The 21,421-nt window shown below is 72.4% G+C and carries 21 protein-coding genes; 11 read left to right on the top strand and 10 right to left on the bottom strand.

Features of this window, described 5'->3' with window-relative positions:
- The 5 genes from QQZ14_RS24805 to QQZ14_RS24785 all read left to right on the top strand — a co-directional run.
- Positions 1-853: Stk1 family PASTA domain-containing Ser/Thr kinase (locus QQZ14_RS24805; protein ID WP_284537117.1), on the top strand; the 853-nt coding region annotated here is incomplete at its 5' end.
- Between the two features lie 27 nt (positions 854-880).
- Entirely contained in the window at positions 881-1,804 is a 924-nt protein-coding gene (locus QQZ14_RS24800) for a deoxyribonuclease IV (protein WP_284537116.1), read from the top strand.
- Positions 1,805-1,806: 2 nt separating this feature from the next.
- A complete protein-coding gene (locus tag QQZ14_RS24795; protein ID WP_284537115.1) occupies positions 1,807-2,262 on the top strand; it encodes a hypothetical protein in 456 nt (151 codons plus the stop codon).
- A complete protein-coding gene (locus QQZ14_RS24790) occupies positions 2,259-3,182 on the top strand; it encodes a DMT family transporter (protein ID WP_284537114.1) in 924 nt (307 codons plus the stop codon). The genes QQZ14_RS24795 and QQZ14_RS24790 overlap by 4 nt, the downstream gene beginning before the upstream one ends.
- Before the next feature lie 224 nt (positions 3,183-3,406).
- Entirely contained in the window at positions 3,407-4,294 is an 888-nt protein-coding gene (locus QQZ14_RS24785) for a zinc ribbon domain-containing protein (RefSeq protein WP_284537113.1), read from the top strand.
- Here the strand turns inward: QQZ14_RS24785 and QQZ14_RS24780 are convergent.
- Both QQZ14_RS24780 and QQZ14_RS24775 read right to left on the bottom strand, forming a co-directional pair.
- The gene (locus QQZ14_RS24780; protein ID WP_284537112.1) at positions 4,274-5,281 is read right to left on the bottom strand and encodes a threonine aldolase family protein; all 1,008 of its coding nucleotides are present in this window, start codon (positions 5,279-5,281) and stop codon (positions 4,274-4,276) included. The genes QQZ14_RS24785 and QQZ14_RS24780 overlap by 21 nt on opposite strands.
- Before the next feature lie 17 nt (positions 5,282-5,298).
- The gene (locus QQZ14_RS24775) at positions 5,299-6,693 is read right to left on the bottom strand and encodes a serine hydrolase domain-containing protein (RefSeq protein WP_284537111.1); all 1,395 of its coding nucleotides are present in this window, start codon (positions 6,691-6,693) and stop codon (positions 5,299-5,301) included.
- Between the two features lie 90 nt (positions 6,694-6,783).
- Between QQZ14_RS24775 and QQZ14_RS24770 the strand changes: the two genes are divergently transcribed.
- Positions 6,784-7,395 (top strand): TetR family transcriptional regulator, encoded by a 612-nt coding sequence (locus QQZ14_RS24770; protein ID WP_284537110.1) that lies wholly within the window; start codon positions 6,784-6,786, stop codon positions 7,393-7,395.
- A gap of 17 nt (positions 7,396-7,412) precedes the next feature.
- Here the strand turns inward: QQZ14_RS24770 and QQZ14_RS24765 are convergent, their stop codons facing one another.
- The 4 genes from QQZ14_RS24765 to QQZ14_RS24750 form a co-directional block, all read right to left on the bottom strand.
- On the bottom strand, positions 7,413-8,756 hold the full coding sequence (locus QQZ14_RS24765; protein WP_284537109.1) for a class II 3-deoxy-7-phosphoheptulonate synthase: 1,344 nt from the start codon (positions 8,754-8,756) through the stop codon (positions 7,413-7,415).
- Positions 8,757-8,831: 75 nt separating this feature from the next.
- Positions 8,832-10,286: an APC family permease gene (locus QQZ14_RS24760; RefSeq protein ID WP_284537108.1), complete on the bottom strand. Its 1,455-nt coding sequence runs from the start codon at positions 10,284-10,286 to the stop codon at positions 8,832-8,834.
- A 153-nt stretch (positions 10,287-10,439) separates the two neighbouring features.
- Complete coding sequence (locus tag QQZ14_RS24755; protein WP_284537107.1) at positions 10,440-11,666, bottom strand: pyrophosphate--fructose-6-phosphate 1-phosphotransferase; 1,227 nt, start codon at positions 11,664-11,666, stop codon at positions 10,440-10,442.
- Positions 11,667-11,854: 188 nt separating this feature from the next.
- Positions 11,855-13,117 (bottom strand): MFS transporter, encoded by a 1,263-nt coding sequence (locus tag QQZ14_RS24750; protein ID WP_284537106.1) that lies wholly within the window; start codon positions 13,115-13,117, stop codon positions 11,855-11,857.
- Positions 13,118-13,178: 61 nt separating this feature from the next.
- Here QQZ14_RS24750 and QQZ14_RS24745 point away from each other — a divergent pair, with 61 nt between their 5' ends.
- Both QQZ14_RS24745 and glpK read left to right on the top strand, forming a co-directional pair.
- Positions 13,179-14,000, top strand: coding sequence for a DUF1028 domain-containing protein (locus QQZ14_RS24745; RefSeq protein WP_284537105.1), 822 nt, complete (start codon positions 13,179-13,181; stop codon positions 13,998-14,000).
- Positions 13,997-15,478: a glycerol kinase GlpK gene (gene glpK, locus QQZ14_RS24740; protein ID WP_284537104.1), complete on the top strand. Its 1,482-nt coding sequence runs from the start codon at positions 13,997-13,999 to the stop codon at positions 15,476-15,478. Before QQZ14_RS24745 ends, glpK begins: the two co-directional genes overlap by 4 nt.
- A 47-nt stretch (positions 15,479-15,525) precedes the next feature.
- Here glpK and QQZ14_RS24735 read toward each other — a convergent pair whose 3' ends face one another.
- From QQZ14_RS24735 to QQZ14_RS24725, 3 genes are read right to left on the bottom strand one after another with little or no spacing between them, the layout of a single operon-like run.
- Positions 15,526-16,410 (bottom strand): hypothetical protein, encoded by an 885-nt coding sequence (locus QQZ14_RS24735; protein ID WP_284537103.1) that lies wholly within the window; start codon positions 16,408-16,410, stop codon positions 15,526-15,528.
- Positions 16,411-16,433: 23 nt separating this feature from the next.
- Positions 16,434-16,937: a flavin reductase family protein gene (locus QQZ14_RS24730; protein ID WP_284537102.1), complete on the bottom strand. Its 504-nt coding sequence runs from the start codon at positions 16,935-16,937 to the stop codon at positions 16,434-16,436.
- Positions 16,934-17,683: a lysophospholipid acyltransferase family protein gene (locus QQZ14_RS24725; RefSeq protein WP_284537101.1), complete on the bottom strand. Its 750-nt coding sequence runs from the start codon at positions 17,681-17,683 to the stop codon at positions 16,934-16,936. Before QQZ14_RS24725 ends, QQZ14_RS24730 begins: the two co-directional genes overlap by 4 nt.
- Before the next feature lie 112 nt (positions 17,684-17,795).
- On the opposite strand from QQZ14_RS24725, the gene QQZ14_RS24720 reads away from it, so the two are divergent.
- The 3 genes from QQZ14_RS24720 (at position 17,796) to QQZ14_RS24710 (ending at position 20,463) form a co-directional block, all read left to right on the top strand.
- The gene (locus tag QQZ14_RS24720) at positions 17,796-18,569 is read left to right on the top strand and encodes an alpha/beta hydrolase (protein WP_284537100.1); all 774 of its coding nucleotides are present in this window, start codon (positions 17,796-17,798) and stop codon (positions 18,567-18,569) included.
- Between the two features lie 174 nt (positions 18,570-18,743).
- Positions 18,744-19,199 carry a hypothetical protein gene (locus tag QQZ14_RS24715; protein WP_284537099.1) on the top strand — a complete coding sequence of 152 codons (456 nt, stop codon included), beginning with the start codon at positions 18,744-18,746 and terminating at the stop codon, positions 19,197-19,199.
- A gap of 19 nt (positions 19,200-19,218) precedes the next feature.
- The gene (locus QQZ14_RS24710) at positions 19,219-20,463 is read left to right on the top strand and encodes an ornithine cyclodeaminase (RefSeq protein WP_284537098.1); all 1,245 of its coding nucleotides are present in this window, start codon (positions 19,219-19,221) and stop codon (positions 20,461-20,463) included.
- Here the strand turns inward: QQZ14_RS24710 and QQZ14_RS24705 are convergent.
- On the bottom strand, positions 20,396-21,403 hold the full coding sequence (locus tag QQZ14_RS24705) for an ROK family protein (protein ID WP_284537097.1): 1,008 nt from the start codon (positions 21,401-21,403) through the stop codon (positions 20,396-20,398). The genes QQZ14_RS24710 and QQZ14_RS24705 overlap by 68 nt on opposite strands.
- Between the last annotated feature and the right edge of the window lie 18 nt (positions 21,404-21,421).

Raw genomic sequence — 21,421 nt, 5'->3', positions numbered from 1 at the left:
GCTGACCGTGGCCGGCGCCGGCGCCGGCGCCGGGTGGTTCCTCGACGGCCGCTACACCTCGACCCCCGGGGTGCTCGGCATGAGCCGCACCGCTGCCGAGCAGCGGCTCACGGACGCCGGGCTCGAGGTCGCCTGGGGCGACGAGGCCTACTCCGAGACCGTGCCGGCCGGCGACGTCGTGGCCACCGACCCCGCACCCGGGTCGAAGGTGCTCGACGGCGGCACCGTCACGGTGACGCTGTCGCTGGGCAAGGAGCGCTACGACGTCCCCAAGCTCAAGGGCATGACCGTCGACCAGGCGCAGGACGCGCTCGCCAAGACCCACCTCAGCTACGGCACGACCACCGAGAAGTGGTCCGACACCGTCGACAAGGGCGTGGTGATCGCCACCTCGCCCAAGGCCGGCACCACGCTGCGTCCCGACGCGGCCGTCGACCTCGTGGTCAGCAAGGGGCCCAAGCCGGTCACGCTCAAGGACTGGGTCGGCAAGGACGCCGACGACGCGCTCGCCTGGGCGGACGCGAAGGGCCTCGACGGGAGCGTCTCGGGCCGGGAGTACTCCGACACCGTCGACGAGGGCGACGTGATCTCGATGGACCCGCCCTCGGGCACCACGCTGCACCGCGGCGACGCGGTCTCGTTCGTGGTGTCGAAGGGCCCGCACCTGATCGAGGTCCCGTCGGTCCGCGCCCAGGGCGTCGAGGCCGCCACGCAGGAGCTCGAGGACCTCGGCTTCCACGTCGTCACCGAGCGCGCCAGCGGCTACCTCGGCCTCGGCTTCGTGTTCTCCCAGAGCCCCGGTGGCGGCGAGATGGTCCCGGTGGGGTCCACCATCACCCTCAGTGTCATCTGAGCAGCATCTGACCGTTAGGTTGTGCGGGTGCTCGACCCGACTCTCCGCAACCCGATCGGGACCCACGTGTTGGTCGGCAAGGGCCTCGTGGACGGCGCGGTCGCGAACGCCGACCTGGTCGGCTGCGAGACGTTCCAAGTGTTCGCGGGCAACCCGCGCGGCTGGGCGCTGAGCGCCGGCAGGCCCGCCGAGGACCGGCGGTTCCGCGACCTGATGGGCGAGCGCGGGACCCGGGTGTTCATCCACGCGCCGTACCTCGTGAACCTCGGCTCGCCCACGCCGGCGACGTACGAGCGCTCGGTCGCCTCCGTGGCCCACAACCTCAGGCGGGCGGCCGAGATCGGCGCCGAGGGCGTCGTCGTGCACACCGGCTCGTACGTCGACCCCGGTGAGGGTGACGGCGTCGCGCGGCACGCCGCCGCGATGCGGCAGGTGCGCGAGGGGCTGCTGCCGCTGCTGGAGGCGCTGTCCTCCGGCTCGGCCGGCGACGCGGCCCCGTGGCTGCTGCTGGAGCCCACGGCCGGCCAGGGCCGGTCGCTGTGTGCGGGGGTCGAGGACCTCGCGGCGTACCTCGACGCGCTCGACCACCATCCCCGGGCCGGGATCTGCCTCGACACCTGCCACGTGTTCGCCGCGGGCGCGCCGCTCGACGAGCCGGGCGGCACCACCGCGACCGTCGACCGGATCGTCGAGATCGGCGGTCCCGGACGGCTGCGGCTCGTGCATGCCAACGACTCGATGGACGTGCGCGGGGCGTTCAAGGACCGCCACCAGCGGATCGGGGAGGGCCACATCGGTGAGGACCCCTTCCTGGAGCTGTTCGCCCACCCGGCGATCGCGGGCGTCCCCTTCATCCTGGAGACGCCCGACTCGCGCGACGTCGACACCCGCGACATCCCGCTGCTGAAGAAGCTGCGGTCGCACGCCACGATCGACAGGACGGACGCGTAGGCATGCCCACCCGCAAGATCGTGGACGAGGACGAGGTCCTCCGGTGGTTCGAGGAGGGCCGGACCTACGCCTGGATGGCCGAGGAGTACCGCCGGCGCTACGACATCGAGACCGTGCCCTCGATGTGGGGGAACTTCCGCCGCCGCAAGGGGCTCGACCGCCGCCTGGAGCGCAACGACGACCTGATCCCCTGGGCGGTCGACAAGAGGCACCGCTGGGCCTACCCGCTGATGATGCTCCGCACCGAGGCGCGGCGCCGCGCGGGCATGGAGGTGGCCGACGGCATGCTCGACCGGGTGGAGCGGTGGCTGCTGCGGATGCAGGCCGACGAGACCGTCGTGCACTACGACCCCGCCACCGGGGGCGGGTTCTCCTACGTCGCACGGCGTGCGGACCTCGACGCCGACCTGATCCGGGCGCCCGAGCACAAGACCACCAACCGGCCCCGCGCCCGATGAGCGACGACCCGGCCGCGCCGCCGGGCGAGCCCGGCGGCCGGCTGATCACGGTGGCTGCCACCGCCGCCCTGCTCGCGATCTGCGCCGCGTGGGGCAGCACGTTCTTCCTCATCCACGACCTGCTGGACCGGGTCCCGACGCTCGACTTCCTCGCGGTGCGGTTCACGATCGCGGGGCTGCTCCTGCTCGCGGTCGCGCCGCGCGCGGTGCTGCGGCTCTCCCCCGCGGCACGCCGGCAGGCCGTGGTCCTCGGCGGCGTCTACGGTGTCGCCCAGATCCTGCAGACCGCCGGCCTGGCGCACACCCCTGCGAGCGTCTCCGGCTTCATCACCGGGATGTACGTCGTGGCGACGCCGCTGTTCGCGGCGGTGCTGCTGCACAACCGGATCACCGCGATGACCTGGCTCGCCGTACTGCTCGCGGCCGCGGGCCTCGCGGTGCTGACCCTGCAGGGCTTCTCGGTCGGGTACGGCGAGGCGCTCACCCTGGTCGCCGCCATGCTGTACGCGCTGCACATCGTGGGCCTCGGCGCCTGGTCGAGCGCCCGGGACGCGCTGGGCATGTCGATCCTGCAGGTGGTGATGGTCGCGGCGATCTGCCTGGTCGCGAGCGCGCCGCACGGCATCGTGCTGCCCGACAACGGCCGGGACTGGCTCTCGGTGCTCTACATGGCCGTCTTCCCGGCCGCGTTGGCGCTCCTCGGCCAGACCTGGGCCCAGGCGCACCTCTCCGCGACGCGCACGGCGATCGTGATGAGCATGGAGCCGGTGTTCGCGGCGTTCTTCGCCGTCCTGCTCGGCGGTGAGTCGGTCACGATGCGCATGCTCGTCGGCGGCCTGATGGTGCTGGCCGCGATGCTCACGGTCGAGCTCGCACCGCGCCGCAAGCTCGAGGGCGAGGTGCCGCACATCGCGGTGTGAGCAGGGTGTCGCGGTGCCCTCTGCCCTTTGGTCCTAGTACCCGTCATTCGCCCACGCGTGCCGACCATGCGGACCTAGCCTGTGGCCGTCCGAGGGTGCCCGTCGCCCTCCCCCGCAGCGCAGCGGCGGGCGAAAGCACGAGCACCCTCGGACCACCACCCCTCGTGCGCGGGAGCTACCACTAGTCTGGCGCCGGGCCAGCGTGACGGCCCACGAGGAGTCAGATGAAGTTCTGCGTGAGCTGCGGTCACGAGCTGGGGGTCGGCCGCTTCTGCACGAACTGCGGTCACCCCATCGACCGCGCCCCCACCGACGCCGGCTGGCGCACCGACACCGCCGAGCGTCCGGCGATCCCGCCGTCGCCGCGGTTCCCGCTGTTCGCCGACGAGGTCGAGGAGCCGCCGCCGGCGCCGGAGCCGCCGTACGCCGAGCACCGCGGGCCACGGCCGCCGTGGGGCATGTGGGCCCTGGTGGCCCTCGCCCTGGTCGCGGTCGCCGGGCTCGGCATCTGGCTGGTCTCCGACGGCGACGACCCGGCGGGCGCGGGCCGCACCGGACCCCGCGACTCGGCCTCGACGCAGGACGGCCCGGGCTCGAGCGACAGTGGGAGGCCGTCCGCCTCCACGGACCCGTCCGGCGTCACCGCGGGCGCCAAGGTCGAGGTGCCGGACACCGCCCCGCCGGGACAGGACATCAGCGGCAAGCCCGTCGACTACGAGGCCGCCAACATGCTCGACGGCATCCCGGAGACGACGTGGCGGATGCCGGGCGACGGCACCGGCAAGGAGATCGTGCTGACGCTCGCCGGTGACACCAGGCTGCGCAGCGTCGGCCTGATCAACGGCTACGCCAAGACCGCTCGCGACGGCCGCGGCCGCGAGCTGGACTGGTACCACGGCAACCGGCGGACCGACCGCGTCGAGTGGGTCTTCGACGACGGCAGCACGGTCACCCAGGACCTCGAGGACACCACAGGCGTGCAGTCCGTCGACGTCGACATCACCACGACGACGGTCACGCTGCGGCTGGTCTCGGTCTCCGCACCCGGCACCGGCCGCGCGGCCCGCGACTACACCGCGATCAGCGAGGTGTCACTGGTGGGCGCCGGCTAGCCGGCCGAGCACCGCGGCCGCCTTCTCGGCGTCGTCGCGACTGACGTCGAGGTGCGTGACGAGGCGTACGGCGGTGGGCCCGACCGCGGAGACCAGCACCCCCTCCTCGCGGGCGGCCGCGACGAAGTCGGAGGCGTCGGAGCGGCGCACGACCACGATGTTGGTGTCCACGGTCGCGGGGTCGACTCCGCAGGCCTCGGCGAGCAGGCGGGCGTGCGCGTGGTCGTCGGCGAGCCGGTCGAGGTGGTGGTCGAGGGCGTGCAGCCCGGCCGCGGCCAGGATGCCGACCTGGCGCATGCCGCCGCCCATCCGCTTGCGCCAGATGCGCGCCTCGGCGATCGCGTCGGCGCTGCCGGCCATCAACGAGCCGACCGGGGCGCCGAGCCCCTTGGAGAGGCAGACGGACATCACGTCGGCGATCGCGCCGTACTCCGCGAGCGGCGTGCCGGTGGCCACGTGGGCGTTCCAGATGCGGGCGCCGTCGACGTGCACCCGGACGCCGACACCGGTGGCGTACTCCCGCAGGTCCCGCAGGTCCTGGAGCGGCAGCACCGCTCCTCCGGCGAAGTTGTGCGTGTTCTCGACCGAGATCGCGGCGGTCGGCACGAAGAACGGCCCCATGTCGGGCGCGAAGATCGTGCGGATCGCGTCGAGGTCGACCTGGCCGCGCGGGTGGATCCAGGTGCGCATGGTCAGCCCGGTGTAGGCCCCGTGCGCGCCCAGCTCGGCCCGCGCGATGTGGGCGCTGGCCTCGCAGAGGACCTCCTGGCCGGGCCCGACGAGCGACCGTACGGCGAGCATGTTGGCCATCGACCCGGTCGGCGTGAACAGCGCGGCCTCGTGGCCGAGCAGCCCGGCGACCCGCTCCTCGAGCCGCGCGACGGTCGGGTCCTCGCCGTACACGTCGTCACCGACGTCGGCGCGCGCCATCGCCGCACGCATGTCGCCGGTGGGCTTCGTCAGGGTGTCGGAGCGCAGGTCGATCACGCGACGATCCTGTCAGGTCACCCCACCCGCCGGTGGGCCCGGCCGCCGAAGTGCAGGTACGTCGGCGTGGCGGTGTCGTCGTCGGGGTTGAAGAAGACGGCCAGCAGCTCGCTGTCCGCGATCGGCAGCTTGAGCAGGAACGACTGGTCCCGCTCCACCGGGATCAGCGGCAGCTCGTTCATCGGCGGCAGGTTCTGCAGCTCGGCGGCCGCGTGGGTGACGTCGACGCTCGCCACCAGCGATCCGTCGCCCGCCCGGGCGACCTCGTAGGAGAGGCCCTCGCGGCGGTAGGTGCCGACGTACCGCTCCGCATCGGCCACCACCCGGGACGGGAGCGGCTCCGGGTCCTGCCGCGGGGCGACGCCGAGCCGCTCGCCGAACAGCCAGGCCGCGAGCTCGCGGTACATCGAGAGCGCACTCTCGACGTTGGTCTGCAGACAGAACCCGAACCGCTGCTCGGTCGCCAGCCGCATGAAGGCGTTCTGGCCGAGCGAGTTCCCGTCGTGGCCGATGACGGCGACGTCGCCGAAGTGGTCCAGGATCCAGCCCAGGCCCCACGCCTCGCCCAGCACCGTGTCGTCGACGAGCGTGACCTGCGGCTCCTGGGCCGCGGCGACCAGGTCGGCGGAGAGCAGGCGGGTGCCGTCGGCGCTCACGCCGCCGTCGAGGTGCAGCAGGGCGAACCGGATCACGTCGGCGGCGCTCGCGACGAGCGAGGCGCCCATCGGCCCGCACGAGCGGAACAGTCCCCACGGCTCGCTCACCACATGGGCCTCGGGGTCCTCGGGGTCGGGATCGTGACCCACGGAGACGGGGTGCGTGATCGCCTCCTCGGGAAAGACCACCGAGTGCTTCAGCCCGAGCGGGGTGAGCAGCCGGTCGCGCAGCGCGGTCTCGTAGACCGTGCCGGCGACCACCTCGACGAGCCGGCCGAGGATCGCGTAGCCGCTGTTGCTGTAGCTCCACACGGCGCCGGGCTCGCAGATCTGCGGGAGGTCGGCGATCTCTTCGAGGTACCGCTCGAGCGCGTCGTCGCCGCGCCCGGTGTCGATGAAGATGTCGCCGTCGAAGCCGCTGGTGTGCCGCAACAGATCGCGCACGGTCACGGTGTCACGCGCGTGGTGGTCGCGGACCTCGAAGCCGGACAGGTAGCTTCGCACCGGACGATCGAGGTCGATCAGGCCCTCGTCGACGAGCATCAGGACCAGCGTCGCCGTGTAGAGCTTCCCGATCGAACCGGGTAGGAACAGGGCATCGGTGGTGACCGGGGCCCCCGTGCGGATGCTGAGCACCCCCGCCGCCGCCTCGGTGATCGTCTCGCCGTCGAGCACGGCCAGCTGCGCACCCGGCACGTGGTGACGGTCGATGAGCTCTGCCAGCTTCGTCTCGAGCTCGGCCTGGGTGAACGACACGATTCCTCCTTCGGCCGGCGAGCCGGCGTCGACCTACAGTGTAGGTCAGGGTTAACCTACGGCGTAGGTTTGTCAAGAGACGAGGTGGCCATGGCGGCGTTGACCCGCGAGCGGATCCTGCAGACCGCAGTGCGGCTCGCCGACCGCGACGGCCCGGACGCGGTGACCCTCCGGCGGATCGCCGGCGAGCTCGGCGTCCACGTCACCTCGCTCTACAACCACGTCCCGACACGTGAGGCCGTCACCGACGGGATCGTCGAGATGCTGCTCGCCGAGGCCAAGCTGCCCACGGGCCCGGTCACCTGGGAGGACTGGGTCCGCCAGTTCACCGGCGCCGTCACCGGCATCGCCGCCACGCACCCGGGCGCCTTCCACGCGCTCCAGCAGCGCCCGGTCCAGGGCGCGCTCGCGACCGCGTCCTTCGAGGTGGCGCTGGCCGCCTTCCGGGAGGCGGGCTTCGCGCCGGCCGACGCGTTCGCCGCGGTCAAGACCGTGTCGTTCCTGGCCCTGATGATCGGCACCGAGCGCAGCATGGCGGCGCGCGGCGACACGCCCGAGACCCAGCTCGACGAGCTCCCGGCCGAGTCGTTCCCCCTGGTGCGCTCGGTCGCCACCGACGTGGGCGACCACGAGCAGGTCTGGGCGTTCGGCGTCGAGACCGTCATCGCCGGACTCCACGCCAGGTTGGCGCAGGACGGCTGACCCGTCCTGACGCAGGCTCAGGACGTGGTGGCTCGGAGCATCTCCGCGACGAGGAACGCCAGCTCCAGCGACTGCACCCGGTTGAGCCGCGGGTCGCAGACCGACTCGTAGCGGTTGCCGAGGTCCATCTCGAGCAGGTCCTCACCGCCGCCCACGCACTCGGTGACGTCGTCGCCGGTGAGCTCGACGTGCAGGCCGCCGGGCCAGGTGCCGAGCGAGCGGTGCACGTCGAAGAAGCCCTGGACCTCGTCGATCACGTCGCCGAAGCGGCGGGTCTTGTAGCCCGAGCTGGCCTCGAACGTGTTGCCGTGCATGGGGTCGCAGACCCAGGCGACCTCGAGCCCGGCGGCGGTGACCTTCTCGACCAGCGTCGGCAGGCCGTCGCGGATCTTGCCGGCGCCGAAGCGGGTGATGAAGGTCAGCCGGCCCGGCTCGTTGTCGGGGTTGAGCTTCGCGGCCAGCGCCAGCGCGTCGTCGGGTGACGTCGACGGGCCCAGCTTGACGCCGATCGGGTTGCGGATGTGGCTCATCAGCTCGACGTGCGCGCCGTCGAGCTGACGGGTGCGCTCACCGATCCACACGAAGTGCCCGGAGACGTCGTACGGCGTGCTGGTGCGCGAGTCGATGCGGGTCAGCGCGTGCTCGTACTCCAGCACGAGCGCCTCGTGGCTGGAGTGGAAGTCGACCCGGTGGAACTCGTCGGGGTCGGCCCCGATCGCCTTCATGAACGTCAGTGCGCGCTCGATCTCGTTGGCCATCGCCTCGTACTGCTGGCCGACCGGAGACTCGCGGACGAAGTCGGTGTTCCAGGTGTGCACCTGGCGCAGGTCGGCATAGCCACCGGTGACGAACGCGCGCACCAGGTTGAGCGTCGAGGCCGAGGAGTTGTAGACGTCCACGAGGCGCTGCGGGTCGGGGATCCGGGCCTCGGGGGTGAAGTCGTAGCCGTTGACGGCGTCGCCGCGGTAGGCCGGCAGCGTCACGCCGTTGCGGGTCTCGAGGTCGGACGAGCGCGGCTTGGCGTACTGCCCGGCGATCCGGCCGACCTTGACGACCGGCACGGACGCGGCGTACGTCAGCACGACGGCCATCTGCAGCAGCACGCGCAGCTTGTTGCGCACGTTGTCGGCGGTCACGCCCGCGAACGTCTCGGCGCAGTCGCCGCCCTGGAGCAGGAACGCCTGACCCCGCGCGACCTGCGCGATCTTGCCCTTCAGCTCGTCGCACTCACCGGCGAAGACGAGCGGCGGTGCCGTCCGCAGCCGCTGGACCGCCGCGTCGACGGCGGTGCGGTCGGGGTACGACGGCTGCTGGGCGGCGCCCAGGGCGTGCAGGGTCGCGAGGTCGGGGATGCTGCTCACCGGTCCAGGGTACGGCGGCGGCACGTCTCGCCCCGATTCGGTGGCCGGGCGCGAGACGCGGGCTCACCCGACGGGTCACTCCCCCAGGTGCTCGATGTCGCGGAAGCCGGTCTTCTTGGCGCGCACGCCCCGGTTGGTGAACCAGGTGAACAGCCACAGCACCAGCCCGACGCCGAGCAGGCCGAGCGCGATCCGGTACTGGATGAAGTCGGCCTCCAGCCGGGCCCACGGCCCGAGGAGGAAGGCGCACGCGAGAGCCCCCAGGACCGGGAACACCGTGGGCGCCCGGAACCTGCTGGGCGTCGGGTCCCGCCGCAGGATCAGGCAGGCGACGTTGACGACCGTGAAGACCCCGAGCAGGAGCAGCGCGGTCGTGCCCGACAGCGCGACCACGATGCTGCTCTCGGACTGGAGCCGGACGACGAGGATCAGCGCGAGTGCGAGGACCGTGGTGAACGCGATCGCGGTGTACGGCGAGCGCCGGGACGCGGACACCCGGCCCAGGCTCCGCGGCAGCACGTCCTGGTGGGCCATGCCGTACACGAGGCGGCTGGCCATCAGCATGTTGATCAGGGCGGTGTTGGCCACGGCGAACACGGTCATGAACGGGAAGAGCTTGTCGACCGGGATGTCCGGGGACCCGACCCGGACCACGTCGAGCAGCACGCCGGCCTCCGGGTTCTGCGGAGTGGCGATGTCGCCGGCGGGGATCACCGCGACCACCGAGATCGCCACCAGCATGTAGATCATCACCGCGATGCCCAGGCCGGTGAGCATCATCTTGGGGAAGATCCGCTCCGGCTCCTTGGTCTCCTCCACCATGTTCACCGAGTCCTCGAAGCCGACCATCGAGAAGAACGCGATCGCGGTCGCGATCGTCACGGCCGCGAACATCCCCTTCTGGTCCGGGCTCTCGAAGACCGTGATGCGCGAGAGGTCACCGTCGCCGCGACCGACGACCCAGAGCCCGATCGCGATCACGATCGCGAGGGCCGTCATCTCGACGATGGTCAGCACGACGTTGAACTTCACGCTCTCGCCGACCCCGCGCAGGTTGATCAGCGCCAGCACGACCATGAACGCGAGCGCCACGAGCAGCGTGGCGGTCTCGCCCGTGGGAACGCCCGGGAGGAGCTCGTCGAGGCCGACGAGCAGGTTGGCCGACAGCAGGCTCGACGACGTCGCCGCGCTCGTGATGCCGGAGCACACGACCGTGAAGGCGACCAGGAACGTGACGAAGTGGATGCCGAACGCCTTGTGCGTGTACAGCGCGGCGCCGGCGGCCTGGGGGTATTTCGTGACCAGCTCGAGGTAGGAGAACGCGGTGAGCGTCGCGACCGTGAACGCCACGAGGAACGGCGCCCAGGCGATGCCACCGACCTGGCCGGCGATCTTGCCGGTGACGGCGTAGACGCCCGAGCCGAGGATGTCGCCGACGATGAACAGCAGCAGGAGCCTGGGCCCCATCACCCGCTTCAGGTCCGGTGTCGGTCCGTTCACGTCGACGGTCTCGGCCGTGCTCGAACTCATCGCGGTCTCCTCGGTCGGGGTCGGATCTCAGAGGCGGATCTCGAAGTCGGATCTCTGGGATCGTTCCCCAACCGCGGGCCACTTCAACCCCGCGCCGCCGCGAGGCGGGTGTCAGTGCTCGAGGGTCAGTGCTCGAGGGTCAGTGCTCGAGGGTCAGTGCTCGGGCGTCACCGCGTCGCCGACCGGCTGGCCGATGCCCTCGAGCAGCTCGCCGAACCACGGCACGGAGGTGTCGAAGACCTTGCCGCCCTTGATCCGCGGGAACTCGCAGACCCGCAGCTCGTCGCCGGCGTCCTCGTCCTGGCCCACCACGCCGCTCTCGCCGCGCAGGGCAGCGTCGACCGCGAGGTCGGAGCACGCCTTGATCAGCGCCAGGTCCTCGTCGTTGGCGGCGGCGGAGCGGGAGAAGTAGCCGCTCTTCTGCACCATGGTCTTCTCAGCGCCGATGTGGTGGCCGAACTGCTTGGCGAACCAGGCGCCGGGGTTGATCGTGTCGATCTTGACGTGGCCGAACGCGTCGCGCTTGGGCTCCTCGCCGCGGGCGAGCATCTCCTCCACGATCGTGGAGACACCGGCGCCCTCGGACAGGAAGATGTTCACGCAGCCGGTCTCGTCCATGACCGCCTTGAGCCGCTCGGCCTCGGCGGCGATGTCGAAGGCGAGCTCGGGGACGTAGACCGCGTGCACGTCCCAGTGCGCGGCGGTGTTGCCGCCGAAGCCGGAGAACTCCTGCGCCGCGACCCACTCGCGGTACTTCACCGCGGTCGCGGCGGTGAGCCAGCCGCAGTTGCGGCCCATGACCTCGTGGATGATCAGCATCCGGGGGTTGGAGGAGTGCTCGGCGACGATGTTGCGGGCGAACAGCGCGCCCTGCTCCGCGGCCGTCCAGGCGCCCAGCGACTGGCGGATCGGGATGACGTCGTTGTCGATCGTCTTGGGCAGGCCGACGACGGTGAGCTCGTAGTCGTTCTCGTGCAGGTACGCCGCGAGGTCGGCCGCCGTGGTGTTCGTGTCGTCGCCGCCGATGGTGTGCAGCACGTCGACGCCGTCCTTGGTGAGCTGCTCGGCCGCCACGTGGAGGGGGTCCTGCCCCTCCTGGACCAACCCGCGCTTCACGCAGTCCTTGACGTTGGTGAGCTTGACCCGGCTGTTGCCGATCGGGCTGCCGCCGAAGCGGTGCAGCAGGTGCGCCTGGGCCCGGACCTCCGGGGTGACCGTGAGGTACTTGCCGCCGAGCAGGCCGGCGTACCCGTTGACGTAGGCGATGATCTCGATCTCCGGCTCGAGCTCGGTGTAGCGCTCGATCAGCGCTCCGACAGCCGAGGACAGGCACGGGGCGAGGCCACCGGCGGTGAGCAGGGCAACGCGTCGGACGGTCATGGGGGTTCAGGACTCTCTGCTCGTGGGCTCGCGGCCAGAACTGGCGCGGACCTCTTTGGATCGTTCACAACAGACGGTTCGACTCTAGTGCCGCGGCCGCCGCGCGGCCACCTCTGGAGCCGGGCCCAAAGGCACGAGACTGAAGGCCGAAGGGCACGGCCGAAAGTCCCTCGCGGCCGGTCGAGGGGTCAGGCGGGGGTGGGCTCCTCGGCCCGGTTGGTGACCTTCCGCGCGGCGTGCGGAAGCACCCGGCCGAGCAGCACGCTCAACGCCGTACCGGCGAGCGAGAGCCCGGCCAGCGCCAGCCAGATCGGGGTCGGGCCACGGTCCAGGAGCCACGCGAACGCCAGCGGGGCCACGGTGCTGGCGAGGTTCCACGCGAGCTGGATCAGCGAGAGGTAGCGGCCGCGCAGGTGCTCGGGCGCCGCCTCGGCGGACAGCGCCCCCAGCACCGGGCCGCCGAGCAGCTCGCCGACCGTGTAGACCACCGACCCGACGATCACCACGGTCGTGGCGAGAGCCACGGACAGCCGGCTCGCGCCCAGCAGCACCACGAACGACCCCGCGAACACCAGGTTGGTCAGCAGCAGCACCCGCCACCGCCGCGCGCCGGTCATCGCGCGGACGACCAGACCCTGGCCGAACCCGATCATCACGGTGTTGATCGTGAAGACCGCGCCCGTGACCCACCCGGAGAGGCCGAGCACCGTCGTCGCATAGACGGGCATCGCGAAGTTCAGCACCATCATCGCCAGCGAGTAGACGAGCTGGTTGGCCCACAGCAGCCGGTACGGCCGGTCCCGGAGCACCGTGCCCCACCCACCCTCGACCGCCCGGTGCACCACGCGCGCCGTGGGCGGCACCGCGAGCAGCAGCGCGAAGGCGACGACGTACGACACCGCGTTGACGACGACCACTGTGTAGTACGCCGCCGGGGTGCCGACCGTGATCGCGAGGCCCGACAGCAGGCCGCCCACCGCGAACCCGACGTTGCGCAGCGCCCCGAGGAACCCGAACCAGCGCTCGCGCTCCCCCGGCGCTGAGATCGCGGCCACGATGTTGCCGTAGGAGCCCCAGAACGCCGTGCGGCCGACGGTGACCACGACCGTCCAGAGCGTCAGCCCCAGGAACGAGTCGGTGGCGAGGTAGGCCAGGAAGCCAGCGGCCTGCAGGAGGTTGCCGCCGAGCAGGACGTGCTTGGCGCCCCACCGGTCGACCAGGCCGCCGAGGACCGGGCCGGCCGGCAGCGCGACGGCCGAGGCCAGCGAGATCGCCGCGCCGACCTGCACGAGGGTGAGGTCGGTGGTGACCAGGAAGTAGAGCATCGAGACCGGCATGAACACGCCGCTCCCGACAGCGTCGATCGCGATCGCGGTGACGAACCTTCGGTGCTGGCCGATCGAGGGGAACCCCAGGGCGGCGCCGACCCTGGATGCGACGCGACCGAGCATCCCCCCATCCTCCTGTGTCGTGGCCACCTGCGGCCAACGAGTTGTGGCTAGGGTCGGCGCCATGACGTTCTCGATCGTGGCCCGCTCCGCCGACGGTGAGTCGTGGGGCGTGGCCGTGGCCTCGAAGTTCCTGGCCGTGGGGTCGGCCGTCCCGGCGGCGGTGGCCGGCGTCGGGGCCATCGCCACCCAGGCCGACGCCAACGTGGCCTACAAGGGTCTGGCCCTGGCCCACCTCGACGACGGCGCCACCGCGGAGGTCGCCCTCCAGCGGCTGCTGGAGGAGGACGAGGGCCGCGACCACCGCCAGGTCGGCATCGTCGACGTCGACGGCAACGCCGCCACCCACACCGGGCCCGCCTGCCTCGACTGGGCCGGCGGCGTCACGGGGCCGGGCTACGCGATCCAGGGCAACATCCTGACCGGCAGCGAGGTCGTGGAGGCGATGGAGGCGGCCTGGCAGGCCTCCTCCGAGGACGCCCCCCTCGCCCACCGGCTGCTCGCCGCGCTCACCGCCGGCGACGAGGCCGGTGGCGACTCCCGCGGCCGTCAGTCGGCGGCGCTCCTGGTCGTCGAGGACGGCGCCGGGTACGGCGGGCTCGACGACATCGCCGTCGACCTCCGCGTCGACGACCACGTGGCTCCGATCACCGAGCTGACCCGGCTGCTCGAGCTCAACGACCTCTACCTCACCGCCTCGACCGAGGACGAGAAGGTGCCGGTCACCCCCGAGCTCGAGGCCGAGATCGAGCGGCTCGCCCGGGCCGCCGGTGCGCGCGACTTCGCCGCCTGGGTCGGCACCGAGAACTACGAGATGCGGGTCGCTCCCGACGGCTCCTGGATCGACGAGAAGGTGCTCGCGATCCTCCGGGGCGACCGGCCGTGAGCGTCCTCGCGATCGACGCCGGCACCACCGGCGTCACCGCGGTCGTCGTGGAGCGCGACGGGTCGATCGCGGCCAAGGGCTACGAGGAGTTCGCCCAGCACTTCCCCCGCCCGGGCTGGGTCGAGCACTCGCCCGAGGAGATCTGGCAGGCCACCCTGCAGGCGGTCCGCGACGTGCTCGGCGGGTACGACGCCGGGCGGCTCGAGGCGGTCGGCATCACCAACCAGCGCGAGACGATCGTGCTCTGGGACCGCGAGACGCTGGGATCCCCCCGCCGGGCGATCGTGTGGCAGGACCGGCGTACGGCCGAGCTCTGCACGCGGCTGCGCGACGCCGGCCACGAGGACCGGGTCAGCGAGCTCACCGGCCTGCGCCTGGACCCCTACTTCTCCGGCACCAAGCTGCTGTGGCTCAAGGAGAACGAGCCGCACACGTGGGCGCTGGTCGAGTCGGGCCGCTACGCGGTCGGCACGGTCGACTCCTACCTGATCGCGCGGATGACCCGCGGCACCTGGCACGCCACCGACGTGTCGAACGCGTGCCGGACGCTCCTGTTCGACCTCGAGACCGGGGACTGGTCCGACGAGCTGTGCGAGCTGTTCGGCGTGCCCCGCGACGCGCTGCCCGAGCTGGTGCCCAACTGGGGCGAGATCGCGACCACCGACCCCCGGACGTTCCTCGACCTGTCGCTGCCGATCTCGGGCCTGGCCGGCGACCAGCAGTCCGCGCTGTTCGGGCAGACCTGCTTCGACGAGGGCGACTCCAAGTGCACCTACGGCACGGGGTCGTTCATCCTCACCAACACCGGCTCGACGATCCAGCGCTCGGACGCCGGCCTGCTCGCGACCGCCGCCTGGCGCTCCCCCGACGGCGAGCTGACCTACGCGTCCGAGGGCGCGATCTTCGTGACCGGCGCCGCGGTGCAGTGGCTGCGCGACGGGCTCCAGATCGTCGGGTCGGCCGCGGAGACCGAGCCGATCGCGCGCACCGTGCCCGACACCGGCGGCGTGGTGTTCGTGCCGGCGCTGACCGGGCTGGGTGCGCCCCACTGGGACCCGCACGCGCGCGGCCTGATCGTCGGCATCACCCGCGGCACCACCCGGGCCCACCTGGTCCGCGCCACGCTCGAGGCGATCGCGTTCGAGGTGCGCGACGTGCTCGACACGATGACCGCCGCCGGCGCCGGGCTGTCCGCGCTGCGCGTCGACGGCGGCGCCTCGGCCAACAACCTGCTCTGCCAGATCCAGGCCGACCAGGTCGGCGTCCCGGTCGAACGGCCGCGCACCGTCGAGACGACGGCGCTCGGCGCCGCGTTCCTCGCCGGCCTCGGTGCCGGCGTGTGGGGCTCCACCGACGACCTGCGCGAGACCTGGGCCCTCGACCGGCGGTTCGATCCGGTCCTGGACCGCCCCACCGCGGATGCCGCCCACGCCCGCTGGACCCGCGCCGTCGAGCGGTCGATGGGCTGGGCCGAGTAGGCGGTAGTCCCTGACGATCGGTTCCCAAGGGGCCCGATCGTCAGGGACTACCGTTCCAGCCTCTCCAGGGCGGCGCGGGCGGCGTCGCGGGCCCGGGTGGCCTCGGCGAGCGCGTCGTCCGCCTCGGAGCGGGCGTCCTCGGCCTCGGCGATCTCCTCGTCGACCTCCTCGGCGGCCGACTCGAGCTCGGCGATCCGGCCGCGCAGCTCGTCGATCTCGGCCTGCAGCTGAAGGCTGCGGGCCTCGAGCTCGCCGACGGCGGCCGCGGCCTCCTCGTGGGCCTCGGCTGCCTCGGCGAGGGCGTCCTCCGCGGTCGCCAGCCGCTCCTGCGCGGCGGCGACCGCCTTGCGGTCGGCCTCGGGGTCGGGGACCACGTGCAGGTCGGGGCGCGCCGGCGGCTCGGCCTCCCGGACGGTCGCGGCGAAGCCGAGCGCCTCGGGTACGGCGACGGCGGCCGCCACCTCCGCCGGCTCGAGGCCGGTGCTCGTCAGCGCCGCGACCAGCAGCCCGCTGCGCACCGCCTGCGCGCACTGCTCGTCGACCATCGCCGCGGTCAGGGTGGCCTCGACCTGCTCGGCGACCGCCTCGGTGACCTTGGTGCCGGCCTCGCGCGCGACCCGGCGGGCCTGGGTCGTGACCGCGGCCGTGAGCTGGCGACGCTGCCGGGTGAGCGCCCGCAGGTCGTCGGCGGACATCGCGGCCTGCGCCTCGCGCAGCGCCTCGCCGACCGCGAGCACCTGGGCGACCTGATCCGCCTCACGACGCACCAGGAGGTTGACCACCCAGGCCGCGGTCGACGGCTTGCGCAGGGCCTTGACCTGCTTCGCGAGGTCCGTGCCCTTCAGCTCCTTGACCCGGGCGTCGCGCGCAGGGGTGAAGTCGGGCAGCGGCAGTCCGTAGAGCTCGTCCGCGATCTCGAGCAGCTCGGCCATGGGAGGACCCTACGGGCGGACCCTCAAGGCCGGACGTAGCGGCCGCGCCGGTGCACCAGCGGCTGGTCGTCCTCGCCGACGACGACCTCCTCGATCGCGAGCGTCAGCAGCCGCGACCAGCCCACCTCGGCGGCCGACTCCCGGACCGCACCGGCCCAGGTCGAGGCGCCGGCGAGCCGCGGGCCCCACGAGGTGTCCTCGAACGCCGCCATCCGGAACGGCCCGCCCGGGGCGGGCGCGGTCCCCGCGAACGCCTCCGCGAGGTCGCGGTGCGGCCACGACAGGAGCTGTACGACGGCGCGCCCGGTCCGCTCCACCACCTCGGCGAGGTCGCTGTCGGGGTCGACCAGCGCGAGCACCCGGGCCGGCTCGCCGTTCGCGACCATCAGGGAGCTGACCGTCAGCCCCGCGCGGCTCGCGGAGTCACCGGAGGTGACCAGCGCGACCACGCCGCCGAGGCGGCCGCGGAACCGGCGCACCGGGTCGGGCTCCGGGTCGAGGAACGGGTGACCCGAGTGGATGGTCAAGACGCGAGCTTGGGCTCGTCCGGCTCGCCGGCGTCCTTGGCCGCGGCCTTCTCGGCGTCCTTCTCGGCCTTCTTGGCCTCCTCCTTGGCACGGGAGGCGTAGGTGTCGACGTACTCCTGACCGGAGAGATGCATGATCTCGTACATGATCTCGTCGGTGATCGATCGCAGGATGTAGCGGTCGTTCTCCATGCCGTCGTAGCGGGAGAAGTCCAGCGGCTCGCCGAACCGCACGACGGGGCGGGTGAAACGGCCGAACTTCTTGCCCGGGGGCGCGATCTCGTCGGTGCCGACCACCGCGACCGGGATCACCGGCACCTTCGCCTCGAGCGCGAGCCGGGCCACCCCGACCTTGCCGCGGTAGAGCCGGCCGTCGTGGGAGCGGGTGCCCTCGGGGTAGATGCCGAACAGCTCGCCGTCGGCCAGCACGCGCTTGGCCGAGATGATCGCGCCCTCGGCGGCGCCGCCGCCGGACCGGTCGATCGGGACCTGACCGGAGCCCGCGAAGAACGTCTTCTGCAGCCAGCCCTTGACGCCCTTGCCGGTGAAGTACTCCGCCTTCGCCACGAACGTCACCCGCCGGGGCAGGGTGAGCGGCATGAACAGCCAGTCGGCGTACGAGAGGTGGTTGCTGGCCAGGATGGCCGGCCCCTCGGCCGGGACGTTCTCGGCTCCGTAGACGCGGGGCCGGAAGAACAGGCGCAGCCACGGACCGAGGGCGATCCACTTCAGGAACCAGTAGAACACCGACGACCTCCCACCTATCCCGAGACTTCCGACGGGGCGAAGCCTAGACCGTCGTCAGCCACTTGCCCCACACCCCGGTCGCTGCGCCCCTGCGTGGGGCAGAATCCCCGCCATGACGATCCACCCGCTCGCCTCGCCGTACTCCCGACCGGCGCAGCCGGAGCTCACCGGCGGCCTCCGCGTCGGCGTGCTGCTCAGCCACGGCTTCACCGGCCAGCCCGCCTCGATCACCCCGTGGGGCGAGGCGCTGGCGAGCAAGGGGTACGCCGTGGAGGTGCCGCGCCTGCCCGGGCACGGGACCACGTGGCAGGAGCTCAACACGCTCACCTGGGCGGACTGGTACGCCGAGATCACGCGGGTGTTCGAGAAGCTGCTCGCCGAGAACGACGCGGTGGTCGTCGGCGGGCTCTCGATGGGCGGCGCGCTGGTGCTGCGGCTCGCGGCCGACCACCCCGATCGGGTCGCGGGCGTCGTGGTCGTCAACCCGGCGCTCGCCACCAAGCGGCTCGACGTCAAGCTCCTCCCGCTCCTCAAGCACCTGGTGCCGTCGTTCCCCGGCATCGCCAACGACATCAAGTTGGCCGGCGCCCAGGAGCACGGCTACGACCGGACCCCGCTCAAGGCGGTGCACTCGATGATGCAGGCGTGGCCGGTCCTGGTGCGCGACCTGCCCCGGATCACCGCGCCGGTGCTCTACTTCCGTTCCAGGGAGGACCACGTCGTCGACGAGGCGACGGAGCCGCTGATCCTGGCCGGGATCTCCTCCCGCGACGTCACCGTGACCCGACTGGAGAACAGCTTCCACGTCGCCACGCTCGACAACGACGCCGAGCTGATCTTCGAGGACACGGCCGCGTTCATCCGGAGGATCACTGCCGCAGGTTGACCGAATCTGGGCGACCACCGGACACGGGTCGGGCCTGCTCCCGCCCACGGTGACGATCAGCGCCACCAAGGCCGGCTACACCGCGGCGACCGACACCTCCGCCCCGACGGCAGCCGTCGGGTGCTGCGGGCCCGTGGCGCGCACAAGTAGGAGCGGGCGCCTAGGCTCGTCCTCGTGCAGCCGGACCGCCCAGACCAGCCGGACCGCCCGGACGGCGACGACGACCGCATCTGGCGGTCGATCGTCGAGAACTACGGCGAGCGCCCCGAGCTCGACGAGCCGCCGGCGCCCGAGCTACCGGCGCGGCCGTCCGCGCCTTTCGGGGGCCGGTTCGGCGACCTGCGCGCGCTCGGCCCCGAGGACGAGGACGAGCCGTTCGTCGCGGAGGACGAGGGCTTCGAGCCGCCCGAGCCCCCGCCGGTCCCGCGCACCACCCCGGACCGGCTCGCCGCCTGGATCGGCATCTTCGGCTCCCCCGTCGTGCTGCTGCTCGCACTGATCTTCGGGCTCTCGCTGCCGACGTACGTCGGCTACCTGCTGGTCGGCGGGTTCGTCGGCGGCTTCCTCTACCTGGTGTTCAAGATGCCCCGCGGCCCGCGCGACCCGTGGGACGACGGCGCGCAGGTCTGAGGTTCGTTAGGGTCCTCGCGTGAGCGCCCACGAAGCCGTCGAGATCACCGGCCACCTGATGGACCACGGCATCCTGTCCCGGGTGCTCGACGACATCCGCGAGTACGGCGGCGACTACAGCATCGACCGCTTCGACGTCGGCCGTGAGACCGACGACCCCTCGCACGCGGTGATCACCGTGACCGCCGAGGACAACGACGCCCTCGAGCGGCTGCTGATGCGGCTGCAGACCCGCGGCGTCAACCAGGTCGACACCGGGGAGGCCGGGATCACCGAGGCCGACCGCGACGGAGTGTTCCCCGACCACTTCTACTCCACCACCAACCTCGAGACCCGGGTCCGCATCGAGGGCACCTGGCTGCAGGTCGAGAACCCCGAGATGGACTGCGGGCTGATCCTCGAGCGCGACGCGGACGGGCGGCCGGCGAGGGTCTACACGCTGCCGATGTCCGACGTACGCCGCGGCATGCTGGTCGTCACCGGCGCCTCCGGCATCCGGGTCACGGTCCCGGCCCCCAGCCGCACCGCCGGGGCCTTCGGCTTCATGGAGTCCGAGGTGTCCTCGGAGAAGCCCCAGGCGGTGCTGGTGCGCCAGGTCGCCGACGGGATGCGCGAGGCCAAGGCCGCCGGCAAGCGGGTGCTGTGGGTCGGCGGCCCCGGGGTCGTGCACACCGGAGCCGCGCCCGCGATGGTCGCGCTCGTGCACGCGGGGTACGTCGACGTGCTGTTCGCCGGCAACGCCCTGGCGACCCACGACATCGAGGCCGCGCTCTACGGCACCAGCCTCGGGATCGACCTGGCCATGGGCCGGGGTGTCGAGCACGGGCACGAGCACCACATCCGTGCGCTCAACACGATCCGCAAGGAGGGCTCGATCCGGGCCGCGGTCGAGAGCGGGGTGCTGACCGGCGGCATCATGCACGCGATGGTGACGCACCAGAAGACGTTCGTGCTGGTCGGCTCGGTGCGCGACGACGGCCCCCTGCCGGACGTCTACACCGACGTGATCGAGGGCCAGCGCGCGATGCGGCAGAACCTCCAGGACGTCGGGTTCTGCCTGATGGTCGCAACCATGCTGCACTCGGTCGCGACCGGCAACATCCTGCCGGCGTCGGTGCCGCTGGTCTGCGTCGACATCAACCCGGCGACCGTCACCAAGCTCGCCGACCGCGGCTCCTCGCAGGCCCGCGGCATCGTCACCGACGTGGGGCTGTTCCTCGAGCAGCTCGCCGTCGAGCTCGTGCCCGAGTACCGGCGCTCCTGAACGTCTGCCGGGCCAGCTCGGCGGCGCCGATCGCGCCGGCCTCCGGCCCGAGCGCGGCCCGGACGACCGGCGGGATCGTGCGGTGCGGCGCGCCGACGAGCGACTCGCGCAGCGCCTCTCGTGCGGGCTCCAGCAGCAGGTCGCCCGCCGCGGACAGCCCCCCGCCGATCACCACGATCTCGGGGTCGAACGCCGCGACCAGGTTCGCGATCCCGACCCCCAGCCACTCGCCGACCGACGCGAACGCGTCGAGCGCGACCGCGTCGCCCGCCTCGGCGGCCGTGGTCACCATCGGGCCGGTGAGCCGCTGGGGATCCCCGTCGCAGGCCGCATCCAGCGCGGTCGGCTGGTGGCCGATCCGGGCGCGGGCGTGCCGCACGAGCGCGTTGCCGCTGGCGTACTGCTCCCAGCAGCCGGAGCCGCCGCACTCGCAGTCGTGGCCGCCGGGCACCACCTGCATGTGTCCGAACTCGCCGGCCATCCCGTTGTGGCCGCGGTGGACCGCGCCGTCGAGCACCACGGCGCCGCCGATGCCGGTGCCCATGGTCACCACCAGTGCGTCGGAGGCGTTGCCGACCGCGCCGTAGGTCAGCTCGGCCCGGGCCGCGCAGTTGGCGTCGTTGTCCAGCACCACCGGGGCGCTCCAGCGCTCGGCCAGCCGGGCCCGGACGCCCTCGTCGCGCCACGGCAGGTGCGGTGCGAACCGCACCCGCTCCCCCTGCGCGTCGACGAAGCCCGCGGCGGCGATCCCGATCGCGCCGATCCGCCGGATGCCGGCGATCTCCTGCACCGCCTCGGTCAGCGCGTCCTCGACCAGCCTGGCCTCGACCCGCCGGCCCGGCGTCGTACGACGTGCCGTGCGCAGCACGCGCCCGGACCGCGAGACGGCCGTGGCGAGCACCTTCGTGCCGCCGATGTCGACCCCGATGAACAGTGGCACGGCGTGCTCCCCTCTGGA

The organism is Nocardioides sp. T2.26MG-1 (assembly GCF_950101795.1).
Lineage (GTDB): Bacteria > Actinomycetota > Actinomycetes > Propionibacteriales > Nocardioidaceae > Nocardioides.
Note: the sequence above shows the minus strand (reverse complement) of the source record. Positions and strands in the feature narration are given on the sequence as shown.